This window comes from Streptomyces macrolidinus (assembly GCF_023887685.1).
Lineage (GTDB): Bacteria > Actinomycetota > Actinomycetes > Streptomycetales > Streptomycetaceae > Streptomyces > Streptomyces macrolidinus.
Window position 1 is genome coordinate 254,546 of the sequence record NZ_JAMWMR010000001.1, and the last position, 16,052, is coordinate 270,597.

Annotated in this window: 19 protein-coding genes; 7 read left to right on the forward strand and 12 right to left on the reverse strand. The window is 71.4% G+C overall.

Going from position 1 to position 16,052, the window contains the following annotated elements; translation table 11 throughout:
• Window positions 1–93 precede the first annotated feature (93 nt).
• The 3 genes from NGF19_RS01215 to NGF19_RS01225 all read right to left on the reverse strand — a co-directional run bounded on the left by NGF19_RS01215 (window position 94) and on the right by NGF19_RS01225 (window position 3,206).
• Window positions 94–1,305 (reverse strand): ROK family transcriptional regulator, encoded by a 1,212-nt coding sequence (locus NGF19_RS01215; RefSeq protein WP_252421495.1) that lies wholly within the window; start codon window positions 1,303–1,305, stop codon window positions 94–96.
• A gap of 89 nt (window positions 1,306–1,394) precedes the next feature.
• Window positions 1,395–1,973 (reverse strand): Uma2 family endonuclease, encoded by a 579-nt coding sequence (locus tag NGF19_RS01220; protein WP_252421496.1) that lies wholly within the window; start codon window positions 1,971–1,973, stop codon window positions 1,395–1,397.
• Window positions 1,974–2,111: 138 nt separating this feature from the next.
• On the reverse strand, window positions 2,112–3,206 hold the full coding sequence (locus tag NGF19_RS01225) for a mechanosensitive ion channel family protein (RefSeq protein ID WP_252421497.1): 1,095 nt from the start codon (window positions 3,204–3,206) through the stop codon (window positions 2,112–2,114).
• A gap of 305 nt (window positions 3,207–3,511) precedes the next feature.
• Between NGF19_RS01225 and NGF19_RS01230 the strand changes: the two genes are divergently transcribed.
• On the forward strand, window positions 3,512–4,048 hold the full coding sequence (locus NGF19_RS01230) for an HNH endonuclease (protein WP_252421498.1): 537 nt from the start codon (window positions 3,512–3,514) through the stop codon (window positions 4,046–4,048).
• A gap of 38 nt (window positions 4,049–4,086) precedes the next feature.
• Here the strand turns inward: NGF19_RS01230 and NGF19_RS01235 are convergent, their stop codons facing one another.
• From NGF19_RS01235 to NGF19_RS01260, 6 genes are all read right to left on the reverse strand, one after another.
• Complete coding sequence (locus NGF19_RS01235; protein ID WP_252421499.1) at window positions 4,087–4,695, reverse strand: hypothetical protein; 609 nt, start codon at window positions 4,693–4,695, stop codon at window positions 4,087–4,089.
• Window positions 4,692–6,026 carry a hypothetical protein gene (locus NGF19_RS01240; protein WP_252421500.1) on the reverse strand — a complete coding sequence of 445 codons (1,335 nt, stop codon included), beginning with the start codon at window positions 6,024–6,026 and terminating at the stop codon, window positions 4,692–4,694. The genes NGF19_RS01235 and NGF19_RS01240 overlap by 4 nt, the downstream gene beginning before the upstream one ends.
• Window positions 6,023–6,790: an ABC transporter ATP-binding protein gene (locus NGF19_RS01245; protein ID WP_252421501.1), complete on the reverse strand. Its 768-nt coding sequence runs from the start codon at window positions 6,788–6,790 to the stop codon at window positions 6,023–6,025. Before NGF19_RS01245 ends, NGF19_RS01240 begins: the two co-directional genes overlap by 4 nt.
• A gap of 35 nt (window positions 6,791–6,825) precedes the next feature.
• Window positions 6,826–7,704: a zf-HC2 domain-containing protein gene (locus NGF19_RS01250; RefSeq protein ID WP_252421502.1), complete on the reverse strand. Its 879-nt coding sequence runs from the start codon at window positions 7,702–7,704 to the stop codon at window positions 6,826–6,828.
• Complete coding sequence (locus NGF19_RS01255; RefSeq protein ID WP_252421503.1) at window positions 7,701–8,315, reverse strand: RNA polymerase sigma factor; 615 nt, start codon at window positions 8,313–8,315, stop codon at window positions 7,701–7,703. The genes NGF19_RS01250 and NGF19_RS01255 overlap by 4 nt, the downstream gene beginning before the upstream one ends.
• Before the next feature lie 155 nt (window positions 8,316–8,470).
• Window positions 8,471–8,737, reverse strand: a complete 267-nt coding sequence (locus NGF19_RS01260) for a nucleoside triphosphate pyrophosphohydrolase family protein (protein WP_252421505.1) — start codon at window positions 8,735–8,737, stop codon at window positions 8,471–8,473.
• Window positions 8,738–8,959: 222 nt separating this feature from the next.
• Here NGF19_RS01260 and NGF19_RS01265 point away from each other — a divergent pair, with 222 nt between their 5' ends.
• The 3 genes from NGF19_RS01265 (at window position 8,960) to NGF19_RS01275 (ending at window position 10,236) form a co-directional block, all read left to right on the forward strand.
• A complete protein-coding gene (locus NGF19_RS01265) occupies window positions 8,960–9,478 on the forward strand; it encodes an NUDIX domain-containing protein (protein WP_252421506.1) in 519 nt (172 codons plus the stop codon).
• 214 nt (window positions 9,479–9,692) lie between these two features.
• A complete protein-coding gene (locus tag NGF19_RS01270; RefSeq protein WP_252421507.1) occupies window positions 9,693–9,908 on the forward strand; it encodes a hypothetical protein in 216 nt (71 codons plus the stop codon).
• An 88-nt stretch (window positions 9,909–9,996) separates the two neighbouring features.
• On the forward strand, window positions 9,997–10,236 hold the full coding sequence (locus NGF19_RS01275) for a hypothetical protein (protein ID WP_252421508.1): 240 nt from the start codon (window positions 9,997–9,999) through the stop codon (window positions 10,234–10,236).
• A gap of 145 nt (window positions 10,237–10,381) precedes the next feature.
• Here the strand turns inward: NGF19_RS01275 and NGF19_RS01280 are convergent, their stop codons facing one another.
• Window positions 10,382–10,951, reverse strand: coding sequence for a TetR/AcrR family transcriptional regulator (locus NGF19_RS01280; RefSeq protein WP_252421509.1), 570 nt, complete (start codon window positions 10,949–10,951; stop codon window positions 10,382–10,384).
• 167 nt (window positions 10,952–11,118) lie between these two features.
• Between NGF19_RS01280 and NGF19_RS01285 the strand changes: the two genes are divergently transcribed.
• Window positions 11,119–12,606, forward strand: a complete 1,488-nt coding sequence (locus NGF19_RS01285; protein WP_252421510.1) for an FAD-dependent oxidoreductase — start codon at window positions 11,119–11,121, stop codon at window positions 12,604–12,606.
• A 700-nt stretch (window positions 12,607–13,306) separates the two neighbouring features.
• On the forward strand, window positions 13,307–14,152 hold the full coding sequence (locus tag NGF19_RS01290; RefSeq protein WP_252421511.1) for a hypothetical protein: 846 nt from the start codon (window positions 13,307–13,309) through the stop codon (window positions 14,150–14,152).
• 25 nt (window positions 14,153–14,177) lie between these two features.
• Here NGF19_RS01290 and NGF19_RS01295 read toward each other — a convergent pair whose 3' ends face one another.
• Window positions 14,178–14,351, reverse strand: a complete 174-nt coding sequence (locus NGF19_RS01295; RefSeq protein WP_252421512.1) for a DUF397 domain-containing protein — start codon at window positions 14,349–14,351, stop codon at window positions 14,178–14,180.
• 4 nt (window positions 14,352–14,355) lie between these two features.
• Window positions 14,356–15,240 (reverse strand): helix-turn-helix domain-containing protein, encoded by an 885-nt coding sequence (locus tag NGF19_RS01300; RefSeq protein WP_252421513.1) that lies wholly within the window; start codon window positions 15,238–15,240, stop codon window positions 14,356–14,358.
• A 149-nt stretch (window positions 15,241–15,389) separates the two neighbouring features.
• Here NGF19_RS01300 and NGF19_RS01305 point away from each other — a divergent pair, with 149 nt between their 5' ends.
• Window positions 15,390–15,812: an ATP-binding protein gene (locus NGF19_RS01305; RefSeq protein ID WP_252421515.1), complete on the forward strand. Its 423-nt coding sequence runs from the start codon at window positions 15,390–15,392 to the stop codon at window positions 15,810–15,812.
• Window positions 15,813–16,052: the final 240 nt, after the last annotated feature.

The following is a 16,052-nucleotide window of genomic DNA, read 5'->3' on the forward strand; positions in this document are numbered from 1 at the left end:
GGGTGGGGCGACCGGAGCGGACACCGGACCTGTGGCGGGGCCCGGCGGATGTCGTCTGTTCGTCTGTTCAGAGCGCCGAGGCGGTTCGGCCGTTCAGCGCGAGGTGTCGAAGACCTCGTCGCGGGTGGTGGCGAGCGCGCTCTCCAACGCGCCGCGCAGCACGGGTCGTTCGCGTACGCCGCCGAGGACGAGGCGTGGCTGGGAGGCGGCCAGGTCCGCGAGTTCGGCCTGGAGCAGGGTGCGCAGCGGCTCGCCTCCGGCGGTGAGGCAGGCGCCGCTGAGGAGGACGAGTTCGGGGTCCAGTACGGAGGCGAGGGCGGCGAGACCGGTGGCGAGCCGGGTCGCGTAGGCCTCCAGGAGACGGCGGTGGGGGCCGGTGGCGCTGTCGGCGCCGCGGGCGACGAGGGCGGCGGTGACCTCGGCGTCGGAGCCGGTGGGCAGGTCCTCGATGCCGAGGTCGCGGGCCAGGCGGGGGAGGACGTGGCAGCCCGCGAGTTCCTGGTAGCCGCCATGGCCCGTCCGGCTCACCTGGCGGGCCAGGGGCGCGCCGGGCACGGGCAGGAAGCCGACCTCGCCCGCGCCGCCGGTCCAGCCGCGATGCAGCCGGCCGCCGAGGACGAGGGCGGCGCCGAGGCCGCCCTCGCTCCACAGCAGCACGAAGTCGTCGTGGCCCCGGGCCGCGCCGAGCCGCTGCTCGGCGAGGGCGACGAGGTTGACGTCGTTGTCGTACTCGACGGGCGTCACGAGCGCGGCGGCGAGGTCGTCGTGGAGTGCGGGGGAGTGCCAGCCGCGCAGATGAGAGGCGTAGCGCAGCCGACTGGTGCGGGGGTCGAAGGCGCCCGGGGTGCCGATGACGACGCGGCGCACGGCGGAGCGGTCGAGCCGGGCGGCCCGCACGGCACCGTCGAGCGCGTCGCTGACCTGCTGCACGACGGACCGCGCCGGGCGGCGATCCGGGGTGGGCAGCTCGTACGCGCCCACCACGGCGCCGGTGAGGTCGGCGACGGCGGCGAGGATGCGCTCGGGGGTGACATCGAGCCCGGCGACATGGGCGACACCCGGGTTGATCGCGTACAACTGCGCGCCGGGCCCCGGCCGCCCCTCACTGGTCCCCGTCATCACGACGAGCCCCGCGGCTTCGAGCCGGGCGAGAAGCTGGGACGCGGTGGGCTTCGACAGCCCGGTCAGCGCGCCGATCCGGGTACGACTGAGCGGCCCGTGCTCCAGCAGCAGCTCAAGAGCGGCCCGATCATTCATGGCACGCAACACGCGCGGGGTACCGGGTACACCAGCGGAACCACCCATGTACGAAGCCCCCACCCCTGCTGTTAGGAAGGTTTCCTGTTGGTGAGGGGACGGTAGTGGGCGCGAGGAGAGAGCGTCAATACCGTGCGTCAGGGGTGGGGAGAGGTGCTCAGGGCCGGGTAGGGGCTCGGCAGGGTGAGCGGTTCGCCGAGGTGCACCTTGGACTCGTTGCCGTAGTACGCCTTGGTGGGGTCGTCGCCGGGGAGGGTCGGGTCCGTGAAGCAGTGGGCCGTCGCGGCGTTGCGGTTGATCAGAGCGTAGACGGGCACACCGGCGGCGGCGTAGGCGCGCAGCTTCGGGCCCGTGTCGGTCTCGTGGTTGGTCGAGGTGACCTCTCCGACGAGGGCGATCATGTCGATGGGGTACCAGCCCTTGTGGGTCCTGCGGTAGGACTCGTCCAGGTCGGTGGGCTCGCGGCGCAGGACGTAGAAGTCGGGGACGAGCAGGGCCATGGTGTTGCCGTTCTGGTGAGCGGCGCGGAACCCCATTCCCGCACCTGCCAGTTCGAACCCGGCAAGGTGCAACGTGACAGCGGCCCTGAAAGCAGTGTCAGAGTGGTTATCGCTTGGAGGCTGCGGCACGATGGCCGTCCCTTCGATGTACTCCGGACGAATCGGCGTCGGAGACGCCGCCTCTTCGAACGCGATCAACAGCTCAGTGGGTTCCATGGCGGGAGCATGTGCGACGCTGATGAGCTGCAAGGCGCCCAGTTCACTCGAACGTGTGTGCAGAACCGTTCCGCCCCCGCACACACGAAGAGGCGGCACCCGGAGCACCCGGATGCCGCCTCTCGTCTCGGCTACGCGCTACTTCCTCGCCGGTCGGGACGGGGGTATCGGGGACGCCGCCTTCGTCTGGGCGGACTCCGCGTTAGCGAAGGCCGACGGGGCCGCGACCGTTGCCGTCGGGTCCGGGGCGGGGTCCTCCTCCGGGGCGGGGTCGAGGCCGCCGACGATGCGGATGCCCGCCTCGTCGAAGGCGCGCTTGATCCGCCAGCGCAGTTCGCGCTCCACCGACGTCGCCTTGCCCGGCATCGTCTTCGCGGAGACGCGGACCACCATCGAGTCCAGCAGCACGCTGTCCAGGCCGAGCACCTCGATCGGGCCCCACAGGCGCTCGTTCCACGGCTCGTCCTTGGCCATCTGCTCGGCCACCGCTTCGATGGTCTGCTTCACCTGGTCCAGGTTCTCGGACGAGCGGACGGTCACGTCCACCCCGGCCGTCGCCCAGCCCTGCGAGAGGTTGCCGATGCGCTTGACCTCGCCGTTGCGGACGTACCAGATCTCGCCGTTGTCGCCGCGCAGCTTCGTCACGCGCAGGCCGACCTCGATCACCTCGCCGGAGGCCACCCCCGCGTCGATCGTGTCACCGACGCCGTACTGGTCCTCGAGGATCATGAACACACCGGAGAGGAAGTCCGTCACGAGGTTGCGCGCGCCGAAACCGATCGCCACACCGGCCACACCGGCGGACGCCAGCAGCGGCGCCAGGTTGATCTGGAACGCGGACAGCACCATCAGCGCCGCCGTACCGAGGATCATGAACGACGCCACCGAGCGCAGCACCGAGCCGATCGCCTGCGAGCGCTGGCGGCGGCGCTCCGCGTTCACCAGCAGACCGCCGAGCGCCGTGCCGTCCACCGCCTCGGCCGTACGGCTCATCCGGTCGACGAGCTTGGTGAGCGCCCGCAGCACGATCACTCTGAGCACCGTCGCGATCACCAGGATCAGGACGACCCGGAGGCCTATCGCCAGCCAGGTCGACCAGTTCTCCTCGATCCAGCTCGCCGCGTTCGTCGCGCTCTCCTGCGCGTCCTGGAGCGAGGGGACCACCGGAGTGGTCGACTCCGAGGGTGACGGGGACGGTGCGACGCCGGCGGCCAAGGGCGCGGGCAGGGACACGGAAGGTACCTCCTGGTGCAAGTGCGCCTCCGGTGCGAGCGGTGCGGGTCACGGGAAGGTCACCGGACGGGGCAGGGTTACCACACTAACGGTGCATCGCCGGGGAGCGGGGGGTGATGCCCGAAGGTGAGGCCATGCTCACCCGCCGAGCCAAGGCACGCGGGACGGCGGATGTGCCTGGTGTGCTCCACAACACTCCCAGGCCGTTACCGGGACATGGTGGCGCTACCACCAGGCAAGAGGGGAGACTTACTCCAGATCGTCCCGGCGCGAGCCACGCGTCGCCGGCGTACAAGGAGGCATCCGTGCCGCATGTCCTGGTCCTCAACGCGTCGTACGAGCCACTCGGCGTCGTACCGCTCCGCCGCGCGCTCGTCCTCGTCCTCGAGAACAAGGCCGTATGCCTCGAGGAGTCCGGCGCCTATATGCACAGCGCGACCGTCACTGTCCCCGCACCCAGCGTGGTCCGGCTCAAGCGATTCGTACGGGTTCCCTACCGGGGCCCCGTCCCTCTCACCCGGCGCGCGCTCTTCGCCCGCGACGGAGGCCGGTGCATGTACTGCGGTGGCGTCGCAACCAGCGTCGACCACGTCATCCCGCGCAGCCGCGGTGGTCAGCACGTCTGGGACAACGTGGTGGCGTCCTGCCGCCGCTGCAATCACGTCAAGGCGGACCGGCATCTCTTCGAGATCGGCTGGCGGCTCCGTCACACCCCCGCCCCACCCACGGGTCTGGCTTGGCGCATCATCGGCACCGGCCATCGGGACCCGCGCTGGTTGCCCTACTTGCGGCCCTACGGCGCGGACGACGCCTTGGCCCGGATCGACGGCATCTCCGCCTGACGATCCGGGCTTTCGCGTATTCCGGCGGGCCCCGTGTCTCAGGCGCGGGGCCCGTCCGGGCGTGCCCCGCGCACCACATACAGGGCGCCGCCCACCGCGAACGCGGCGAGGGCCGCCGCCCATGCACCCGACTGCGCCCCCGGCTGCATCGGCCACGCCCACACCGTGACCGCCCGGCCCCGCGCCCCGGCGGAGCCCAGATACACCGCGCTGACGTAGCCGAAGGCGGGCAGCCAGCTCGACCGGGCGCCGAGCAGGACGGCCGCGGCGGCCGTGAGCCCCGTGCAGCCCAGCGTGTTGCGGATCATCGCCGGAGGGCCGAAGGTGTGTGCTTCCCCGAGCACGGCCGCCGGGAGCAGCGCCGACGCGAGCGCGGTGAGGGCCAGCAGATGGGTCAGCCGCCGCGGCCACCAGGGGCGTACGGCCGTACGGTCCAGCTCCGCGGAGTCCGTGTGCAGGCTCACGCCGATCACGGCGGCGGCCAGGAGCGGGGCCAGGGCCACGACCGGCACCCGGCGGTCCGGGTCCAGATAGGCGTCCAGCAGGCGCGCGGCCCACACGGCGAAGGCCGTGGTCCCGGCGAGCGCGGCGAGGGTGACCGGCAGCGCGCGCGAGCGCGCGTACAGCAGGGGTCCGGAGGTCGTCACAGGGACGGCACCCCCTTCGGGTCGCAGCGGCCCGTCGACGCGAAGTACGCCGACAGCCAGGCGCGGCGCTCCTTCTCACCCATCGACGCCAGGTGGGCGCGGGCCGCGAGCCTGGCCTTCAGGTCGGCGCGGGCGGCCCGGTCGCCCTGAGCGTCTTGGGCGTCGAAGTCCTTCTGTGAGGGTGAGGGCGCCAGGTAGTACTGGACGGCGTCGTCCGCTCGGGCCACGCGCGCGTCCACCCGCTCGCACTCGCCTCGGCCCTCCAATTGGGACACGGCCTCCCACGCGTACTGCTCGGGATCGGTGAGCCGACCCCGTACGAGATACCAGCCGAGCGGTGTCAGCATGGGCAGCTCCACCTCGTCGCGGTGCGGCGCCCCCGCGTGGTCCTCGAAGCGGACCGGCAGGTTCCGTACGCCCTCCAGGCGGCCGGTGACTTCCGAGAGAGCCTCGGTGACCTGCGGCAACACCTCTCCGTAGCGGGCGTTCACACAGATCTGGGGTGTGGTCGAGGTGTCGCACACCTGGCGGCGGGCGAGCGGGTTCTCGTGCCACAGGCCCTCCCCGGTGTGCACGAGCAGGGCGCCCGCGATCGTCGCCGCCGCCAGCGGCAGCAGGGCCGTGTACCGGCGGCGGGCGGCGTACGCCAGGACCGCGGTCGCCGCCAGACCGGCCCCCCAGACCGCCATCGCCACCGGCTGCCACCAGACAGGGTCCATCGCGTCCGGAACCGGGAAGGCGGGGTTGAGCCGACCCCCGGCACCCGGACCGGCCGCCGCCCTCGGAATGCCCAGCGCGACGTACCCGGCGATCGCCAGCAGCGGAGCCATCGGCCGCCACGCCGTCAGCCGTCCCACCACCTGCCCGGCCACCGCGCTCGCCGCCAGCACCACCGCGTCCGCGGGCAGCAGGGCGAGGTGCGGCCGGTCGCCGCGCGCGTACGGCCAGGTGGCGAGCAGCGCCCCGGCCGCCGCGAGGACGTACCCGGCGGCCACCCAGAGCGCGACGGGCAGGGCGGAGGCCAGGAACCGCGCGAGCGGGCCGCGTACGGCCGTCCGCCACAGCTCCTCGGTATGGCGCCGGTGCTCCCGCCCGCCCTGGAGACAGCCGATGGCCGCCGCGAGGGGCACGCCGATCAGCAGCACGTCGTGCAGCTCCGCGCCGGTCTCCGCCCAGCCGCCCTGCCAGCGCGCGGACGCGCCCGCCAGCAGTACGGAGCAGGTGAGCAGGAGGGCGGCCCCGGCCCACGGGCCGAAGCCGTGGAGGGCCTCGGCTCGCAGGGGGTGGCGCCGGGCGGGGCGGTGCGGTCGCTTCTCGGCCAGGAGGGTCATCGCGTCACCTCCCCGGGGGCGCGATGGGCGCCCAGCGCCGCCGTGTACCCGCGCTCCAGGGGGCTGTCCCCGCGCGCGCCCGTGGACGCGCCGAGCGCTGCGAGCGCGGCGGGCGTGCCCCGGTAGGCGACCCGGCCCCGTTCGAGGAGGGTGACCTCGGTGCAGGCGGAGGCCACGTCCTCCACCAGGTGGGTGGAGACGATCACCGCGGTGGTGGCGCCCAGCTCCCGCAGCAACTCACGGAACTCCACGCGCTGTTCGGGGTCGAGCCCGGCGGTCGGCTCGTCGAGCAGCAGCACGCGCGGATCGTTGACGATGGCCTGGGCGATCCCGACGCGCCGGACCATGCCGCCCGACAGCGTCCTGACCTTCGCGTCGATACGGTCGGCGAGGCCCACGCGGGCCACGGCCCGTTCGACGGCGGCGTCGGTCCCGGCGGCGGGCATCTCCTTCAGCCAGGCGACATAGGCGACGAACTCGCGCACCGTGAAGCCTGGGTAGTAGCCGAACTCCTGCGGCAGATAGCCCAGATGACGGCGCACTCTGCCACGCGGCCCGCGGTCGGCGACGTCCTCGCCGAGGATCTCCACGCGCCCGCCGTCCGGTTCGGCGACCGTGGCGAGGACGCGGATCAGGGAGGTCTTGCCCGCCCCGTTGGGACCGAGCAGGCCGTGCACACCCGGCCCGAAGGCGAGGTCGACCCCGTCCAGGGCGAGGGTCCTGCGATGCCGTACACGCAGACCGGTCACTCGTATCGTGCTCACTGCTTCTCCCGTACGTGGGTGGTGCTCGATCGGGGTCACCGCTGCTCCAGGCGGTCGTAGGCGGGGCGGCGGACGACCAGCAGGGCGGCGCAGAGCCCGGCCGCGACCGCCCAACCGCCCTGGGCCGAGGCGCCGTCGAGACAGCGGGAGACCTGCGCGGCGAGACGGGCCGTCAGGTTCGCACCGGGGTCGGCGAGCGGAGGGGCCAGGACGGCGCACAGCCAGCCGCCCCCGATGACGGCCGTCGCGATACGGCAGCCGACGTACGAGGCCAGGGCCAGCGAGGCGAGCGTCAGCGCGAGCCCCGGCAGCAGCCAGGCAGCGGCACCCGGCGCACCCGAGGCGGGCAGCAGCAGCCCGGTGAGGGTCAACAGCGGGAGGCTCACGGCCAGTACGGCGGTCGTACGCGTCAGGACCAGCCGCAGTCCGCCGGAGGGGGTGGCGGCGGCGATCTCGTGCAGTGGGTCGGCGTGCGCGCCGTAGGAGAGGGCGACCCCGGCCACGGGTACGACGGGCGCGATGGCCAGCAACAGGGGCCGGGCGCCCGCGAATCCGCCCCCGTACGCGAGCGCGATCGCGCCGACGGCCACGAGCAGGACGGCGGGCGGCCAGGCCCCGCGGACGGCGGGTCCGGCGGCCCAGAGGAGGCGGGCGAGTCGCGCCTTGGATGTGAGCGCCGGGGATGCCGTGGGCGCCGCGGCCCTCGCGGGGGCCGCGGGGGCCGCCCCGAGGACCGCCGTCCGTACGTCCGCCACGACCGCCCCCGCGGCCGTCGCCCGCACCGCCCGCGACACACGGGCCGCGCAACTGCCGCAGCTCTCCAGGTGCTTCTCCAGCGACCACGCGTCCGGCTCCGGCAGCGAGCCGTCCGTGTAGCGCGTGACCAGGTCGTCGGATGCGTGCCAGCGGGTCATGCCGGGCCTCCCAGCGGGGTCGGGCTCAACTGGGCGAGGGCGGCGCGCAGTTCGGCGCGGGCGCGGCGGGCGCGGGTCTTGACCGTGCCTTCGGGGATGCCGAGCAGGCGGGCGGTCTCCCGGGTGGTCAGCCCGTCGACGACGGTCGCGCGCAGTACGTCGCGCAGTTCGGGGGAGATCCGGTCGAGGGCGGTGCCCACGTCGCCGAACTCCAGCCCCGCGAGCACCCGTTCCTCCGCGGACGGCGCGGCCACCACGGGATCGTGCTCGACCCGCGTGGCGTCCACCGAGGCCGTCTCGATCCGGGCGGCCCGCTCCCGCGCGCGGCGCGCGTCGACGAGCCTCCGCGCCGCGATGGTCCACAGCCAGCCCCCGGCCTCCGCACCGCGGTGCGCCGCCGCCGAGCGCCACACCGTCACGAAGGTGTCCTGGAGGACGTCCCGCACCACCTCGGGATCGGCACAGCGCCGCGCGAGCCGCGCGTGCAGCCACCCCGCGTGCCGGTCGTACAACGCGGCCATGGCCACCGCGTCCCCGTCCGCGACGGCGCGCAACAGGGCGGCGTCCGTGTCCTTCTCCCGGTGGCCCCCGACGGGGCGGAACAGTCTCACAACTCTGTCTATCGGTCCGGGTGAGACTGCCGGTTCACATGCGGGCAGTCTTCCGTCCATCGTCCACGTCATCAGAGTTCGTGTGCAGGAAGCACGGCTTGCGCCCGGTGCAGGCGCAAGCCGTGCTCACTGCTCCACGTCTGGCCGCTGTACGACTACCTCGTGGTCTCGCCTGCCGCCTTCAGGGCCTCACGGCCCCGGCGCGTACGTCGGTACATGATCGTGTCGAACTCCCTGGGCGCCCTTTCCCCGTTGATGTACCGCAGGGCGATCATCGACGCGAGGACGGCGCCGACAAGGTCGTTCGTCCCCTCGTCCCAGCCGTGCTTGTCGTCACAGGTCGTCAGGCCTTTGAGGCCGTGCACGGCGTGCATCGCCTCCCCGGCCTCCTCGGCGACTTTGCCGACTTGCAGGGCCTTCAACACCCTTCGGTGCTGCGGCGCTGGCCAGCGAGTCCGCACTGATCCTGCGCGACCTCGGCCGACTGGATGAGGCACTGACGTACGCCGAGCAGACAGCGACACTGAGAGAGGCAGGGCGGGCTCGGTCGTTGGCCTTGAGCCGAATCGCTCTGGTAGACATCCACGTACGCCGCGGTGATCTCGACGCCGCATCATCCCGCCATCCCCGGGAGGTACCGCCGCATGAGGCCCATACCGACTCCTGCTGACCCCGAAGCATGGACCGCCTATCTCGCAGAGGGAAACGCCAAACAGGCCCGCAAGCGTGTGGCCGCCGATGTCCTCTTGCGTGACGCCACCGGGCGCGTGCTCCTCGTGAACCCCACCTACAAACCCGGTTGGGATCTGCCTGGCGGCATGGCTGAGGAGAACGAGGCTCCGGACGATGCGGTGACCCGAGAGCTGATCGAAGAACTCGGCTACCGGGTAGCCGTTTGCCGTCTCCTGGTGGTGGACTGGGTAGCCCCACACGGCCCTTGGGATGATCAGCTCGCGTTCATCTTCGACGGGGGCACCCTCGACGAGAGAGCGGCTGCCGCGCTTCGGCCCCGGGACGAGGAATTGTCCGAGGCTGTCTTCGTCGCGCCTGACGAGGTGCTGCGCCGGGTCGGTGACCGTATGCGGCGACGGTTCACGGCCGCTTTGGACGCGGTGGCGGATGGCCGCCCGCGCTACCTCCGCGACGGCGTAGCCGTGGCATAGGCCCGCCAACCGGAAGAAGCGCCGGGCTCGTCGTCCGCGTCGCCCAAGTGTGAGCCGAATAGGGTGAAATGGATCATTCGCCCTACTTGGAGAAGGCGTACCGAGGATCTCGGTGGCAGGGGTACGTCGTCTCGTTCCGTACGTCTGTGAACGCGCTCGCTGGGTAGGCGTCTGCCCTCACCCGCATCCGTCGTGCGACGACTTGGAGGCCTCCGTGGCCACACCGGCTCCCCTCCCGCTTCCGGCCCCCTCCCGACCCGAAGCGGAACCGTCCATCGCTCCGTATCTCCATGCGGAGGGCGTGCAGACCGAGGCCCCGCTCACCAGCGAGCCGCCCCTGCCGGACGCGGGGCCCCTCACCAGCGAACCCCCGCTCGCCGATCTCACGCCGCTGACCAGCGAGCCCTGCTCTCTGGGGCACTGGAGATGACGCCATGATCGTGATGCCGCGCGGAGCGGAGGCCCCGTAGCGGGACCCCGCGCGCGCGGCCCGTTCGGGCGTTCGCTACGTTGGCACCGTGGACAAGAAGAACGCCCTGCGCGCCGGCGCCCTGGCCGCCGGTACGACGCTGATGATGCTGCTCATGACGTCTCCCGCGCTCGCGCTGACCCGCGACGACGGCGACGACCCCGGCCCCGGCTTCAGCGTGGCCGAGACGCTGGGGTACTTCGTGGCTGCCCCGATCGTGCTCTTCCTGGTCATCGCGGGTCTCGTGATGCTCCTGGACAAGTCGCGCAAGCAGGCCAAGCAGGGCTGACGCCCGACACACACTTCCGTCGAGGGAGCCCGAACACCGTCCGGTGCGTGGGCTCCCTCGACGTGTTTCGTCGCCGAGCCCGATTCACCCGCTCGTACGAACATCATCCGCATATGTGCGCGTACGGGTGCGGGAGTGGCGCGCGTCAGGGGTGCGGTGCCGTGAGGTAGCGCCGCACTGTCGGGGCCAGCCAGGCGATGACCTCCTCGCGGGCCAGGGCGACCGCCGCCGGGAGCTTCAGTACGTACCGTGCGAGCGCCATCCCCAGGATCTGTGACGCGACGAGCCCGGCGCGGGCGGGCGCCTGCTCGGGGTCCGGACAGATGTGCCGGGCGACCGGCAGCAACTGGTCCCGGAAGATCCGCTGGAGGCGTTCGGCGCCCGCCGGGTTGGTGACACTCACGCGCAGCATCGCCGTGAGCGCGTCGTTGTTCTCCTCCCAGAGGGTGAGGAAGTGGCCCACCAGGGTCTCGCCCACGGTGTGTTGGCGCAGTTCCCGGGGGTCCGGGATGTGTAGATCGACGTCGAGGGCCGCGTCGAAGAGGCCCTCCTTCGAGCCGTAGTAGCGCATCACCATGGACGGATCGATCCGGGCGTCCTTGGCGATCGCGCGGATCGTGGCGCGCTCGTAGCCGTCGGAGGCGAAGCGCTCGCGTGCGGCGACGAGGATCGCGGTGCGGGTGGCGTCGGAGCGGCGCGGTGGTCTGTCGGGCATGCAACAAGCGTAGGCCAACAGGCATTGGCCAACAATCGTGGACCCGCAAGCGTTGGCCAACAAGTGTGGGCCAACAGTCGTTGACAGTCCGATGCGGGCGTTCTACCTTGACAACAGGTGTTGGTCAACGAATGTTGGCCAACGGCCGCGGACCACAGGAGGCCGTCATGAAGGGCACGCCCCGCACCCCCGCTTCCAGCACCGACGCCACGCCCACGCCCACCCCCGATGTGATCGTCGTCGGCGCCGGCCCCACCGGGCTCCTGCTCGCGGGTGACCTCGCGACCGCCGGACTCGCCGTCGCCCTGGTCGACAAGCGCCCCCGCAAGATCAGCAACCTCTCGCGCGCCTTCGTCCTGCACGCCCGCACCCTGGAGCAGCTCGACGCCCGCGGCCTCGCGGACGAGTTGGAGGCCAAGGGACGCCCCCTCGACGACATCCGGCTCTTCGACGGCCTCCGTCTGCGCTTCGACACCCTCCCCTCCCGCTTCAACCACGCCCTCGTCCTGCCGCAGTACGAGGTGGAGAGCGCCCTGGAGCGACGCGCGCGGCAGGCAGGGGTGCGGTTCGTGCCCGAGACCGAGGTCACCGGACTGAGCCAGGACACCGACGGCGTGACGCTCCGGGTACGGCGCCCGGACGGGGAGCGCGCCGAGATGCGCGCCGCGTACGTCGTCGGCGCCGACGGGATGCGCAGCGCCGTGCGCCAGGCCATCGGCCAGCCCTTCCCGGGCAAGTCCGTCATCCGCTCCGTCGTCCTCGCCGACGTCCGGCTGGACGAGGAGCCCGCGCAGACGCTGACCGCCCGCGCGGTCGGTGACGCCTTCGCCTTCTTCGCGCCCTTCGGCGACGGCTACTACCGGTTCATCGGCTGGTGCCGCGACCGCGACGTCCCCGACAGCGCGCCGCTCGACCTCGACGAGGCCCGGGAGATCGCCCGCCGCGCGTTCGGTCACGACTACGGCATGCGGGACGCCCGCTGGATGTCCCGCTTCCACAGTGACGAGCGCCAGGCGCCCGCGTACCGCGTCGGCCGTGCCTTCCTCGCCGGGGACGCCGCGCATGTGCACACCCCGGCGGGCGGGCAGGGCATGAACACCGGTCTGCAGGACGCCGCGAACCTCTCGTGGAAGCTCGCCGCCGTCCTGCGGGGCCACGCCGACCCCGCGCTCCTCGACACCTACCAGTCCGAGCGCCACCCCGTCGGCAGGTCCGTCCTGCGCAGCAGCGGCGGGATCATCCGGCTCGCGATGGCCAAGCGCCCCTGGACCCGGGCCCTGCGCGCCGCACTGACCGCCGTCCTCAACCACGTCGGCCCGATCCGGCGGCACGTCCTGGCCCAGGTCAGCGGAATCGGCTACGCGTACACCGCCCCCCGCGGCGCCCACCCGCTCACCGGCAAGCGCGCCCCCGACATTGCCCTCGCGGGCGGCGGCCGACTCCACGAGTCCCTGCACACCGGCCGATTCGTCCTGATCACCCCACAGCCGTACGCCACCACCACCCCCAACGACCGCCTCACGGTGGAGCATTGGGCGAGTGACCGCCACACGACGGTGCTGGTACGCCCCGACGGCTACATCGCCTGGGCGTCGGACACCCCCGACCCGACTGGGCTGGAGGCGGCGTTGGACCGCTGGACGGGCCGGAGCTGACCGAACGAGGACGCCAACGGCAGGGCTTCAAGACCATGCTCGGTCAGGCCCAGGCCGGCGGCGTCCGCTCCAGATCGCTCTTCCTGTATCGAACCCTCCTTCACGCTCAGGACATACGAGGAACCTTCAGGGGCCTCGAATCGCAGACCGATTCCTCCTTTTGGGTGGGAAGCGAACAGCTTGTCTTGAGCTGAGTCGAGCAGTCCGACACCATGCGGTGGTCGTTCAACAGCGAGTTCGGAGTGTCCATGCCCTGTCGCACCGCAGGAGCAGCACTGGCCTTGGCGACGTGGTCGTCACCGTTGCCGCAGCTCCGGCACCCGAAGTCCCGTCTGGAGCAAGTGACGTCGACCTCTCTACTACCTTGGCCGACCACGTCCATGTGTCGCGCTCGACCGGTCTGCCCGAAGCTGCTGCGCATGGCTGGTGGAAGGGGCAGTCCGGGTATGCCGCCAAGCCCGGCGTAAGGGCTTCCGTGACGTATGGCTTCAGGTCAAAGGTGCTGACGGTCAGTGGAAGCAGGTAGCAAAAGGCTACAAGACCGTGTTGTCGGGTGGTGGGAGCGGCAAGCGCGCGACGGCCAGGAAGGCTTGCCGGGGAGTTACCCGAACCGCATGGCGCAGCGTGGTCGATGTCGATGTGCCGGGAGGAGCTGATTCACCACGGAAGCTGACCACAGTGGCACAGAACCTTCGGTGCGGTGCTGGAATTTGAGTGCCAGGACGTCCCCGGCCATGACCCCGTGGATGCCATGAACGAAGGACTGCTCGTGGCTCTGCATGGTCGGCACGTGTCGCACCCGTGGCTGGCGGAGCCGACCGAGGACCTGTACTCGCTGGCGTTCAAACAAGCCGCGGCCTATGGCTGGTCCTTTCCCCTGGACTCCGGCCACTCGCCCCCCGAAGGACAGCGGTGGGCGCAGTACGAGGCCGGTGGCGCCGACCCCACCACTTCGGCACAGGCCGACGAACTGGCCTGGATCCAGGCAGGAGTGCACTCCTTGCCAGGCCAGTCTCTGCCCATCGTGCCCGTGGCGGCCGTCCTGCTGCGCGCCCTCGACAGGCTGGGCACCACCGTACCGACCGGACTCCACGTTCTCGCCCCGCTTTCGTACGGCGCGACGGCGCCCACCCGCCCCTGCTACGGCACTCTTCTGCACGCCGATGTCCTGGCCCTCGCCGACCCCGGCGCGGAGACCGACGTCGCCGTCGGCATCGCCCTTCCGGACTCCGGCGCGGGCACCAGGGCACTGCAAGCCATCAGGGAATGGACACCGGACGTCTCACAAGCTCTGCTCGGCGTGGTGCCCTGCACAGGCACGGGCCTCACACCGGCGGCCCGGTCACGCGCTCGCGCCTACGCGCTTGCGCCCGTCCTGACCTGCCGGATGCGCCTGACCGATTGGTCGCTCGAAGCCGCCGCATGGCTCGCCACCTATCTGGCCGAGTGTCTGGGCTCCGCGGACGTCGGGGAGTCGGCCCTCATCGAGGTGCTCAAGGAAGACGATCAGCGGCAACGCCAACGGCTTGCTATGGCATCCGGCTGAGAAGCCTTGGCATTGCCGCCTGGCCTCAGTCGAGTGACGAGGTGAACTCCGCCCAGGCGTGGGGGGCGAGGCGGAGCATCGGGCCGTCGGGGGCCTTGGAGTCGCGGACGGCTACGACGTCGGGGACGTTGCGGGCGACCTCGACGCACTCGCCGGCGGTGCTGCTGTAGCTGGACTTCACGAAGTCGAACTCGTGCATGAGATCAGATCTCCTTGCGAATGGTGTCGATCAGCAGGGCCGAATCGCGCTGGGCGAGACCGAGCCGGGCCGTGCGCTCGAAGAAGGCGCCGTACGCCGTGCTGTCGGCCCTGTTCTCCACCCACACGGTGGACTTGATGGTGTCCGTGTGAACCACGTCCACCGCCTCACTCTCGGCGAACGAGATGATGGTAAACGAAGCGGGGAGACACGGGTGTCCGCCTGCGTGGAACGGCAGTACCTGCAAACGGACGTTGGGCAGTTCGGCCAGCTTCTGCAGATGCTCCAACTGCGCGCGCATGACGCCGGGGCCACCGATCAACTGCCGGAGTGCCGCCTCCCAGACGATGGCGTACACCTCAAGTGGGCGCTCGCTGCACAGGCGTTGCTGGCGGCGCATCCGGATCTCCACCAGACGCTCGATCTCGTCCGGGTCCTCCCAGACGCCCGCGCCTTCACTGACCGCGAGCGCACGAGCGTACTCGGCGGTCTGGAACAGGCCTGGGACCAGGGAGAGTTGCCAGGTGCGCACCCGGCTGGCGGCGGCCTCCAGTGCGATGTACTCCGTGAGCGTGCCCGGGTGGGGCGAGTCCTGCCACCAGCCCTTCGCCTTGCGGCGCTCGCGGTCCAGCCGGGCCAGGTTCAGCAGTCTGCTCACGGCTTCGCGATCGTCCAGGCCGTAGAACTCGCAGAGCACGCGGATGTCCGGGTCCCGCATCGGGACCCAGCCTTGCTCCATCTTCACGATCTTCGAGTTCGTCGCGTTGATCGCCTCGGCGGCCTGCCGTTGGGTCTTGCCTGCCGCGTCGCGGAGCCGCAGCAGTTCACCACCGAGCCTGCGGCCCAGGACAGTTGACGTTCGGTTACCCGGGAATGAGCTACGAGTCACGGAGTCAAGTCTGCCTCACACCGGACTCGCACCGAACAGCACTTCACTCGTTGGAGACAATTACCTCCGTAGAGATTGCATCTAGAACTCGGACATCGCTACGTTCGGCTTCCGATCGGCCACTCAGTGAATCCGCCGGAGGTCCCCTCGTGACCGACGTCACCCCCGCCTGCCTCATCCACGAAGACCAGCTCGACTACACCCCCGTCCTGCGCTGCGTCCCCCTCGCCCGCCGCCGGGCCGCACGCCTCGTCATCGAGTGGGGGTATCCGCACCTCGCCGAGGACGTAGCCCTCGTGGTCAGCGAGCTGATGACTAATGCCCTGCTGCACGGCAGCCTGCGGGACCGGCTCATCCGGCTGCGCGTCAGCACCACGCCCGCCGCACTCCGCGTCGAGGTCAGCGACCCGCGCGGCGAACGCTGGCCGAGCCCTCGTACGGCGACCGGAGAGGAGCAGTTCGGGCGCGGGTTGTCGCTGGTCGAGGCGCTGTCGGACGACTGGGGTGCGGGGCCGCGGACGGGTGTCGGCAAGACGGTCTGGGCCCAGTGGAGCCTCGCCCTCTGTGACTGACGCAGCGGGTCGGTGCGACATCGCCGCGGGGCTCGGCCTCAGGGGACGCGCGCGACGTCACGCGCGGCCGGGTTGCAGCACGCGGGTGATGGTGCGGCCCCTGTCATAGGTCACCGTTGGCGAGTCATGGGCGCCACCGCCTCGATCTGATTACTCTCCGCTGTCGTACTGCCGCGCGGCGCATACCGCATGCGGAGCACCGCGTATCGCGTATCGCGATTCATTGGCCGACAGGCTTAG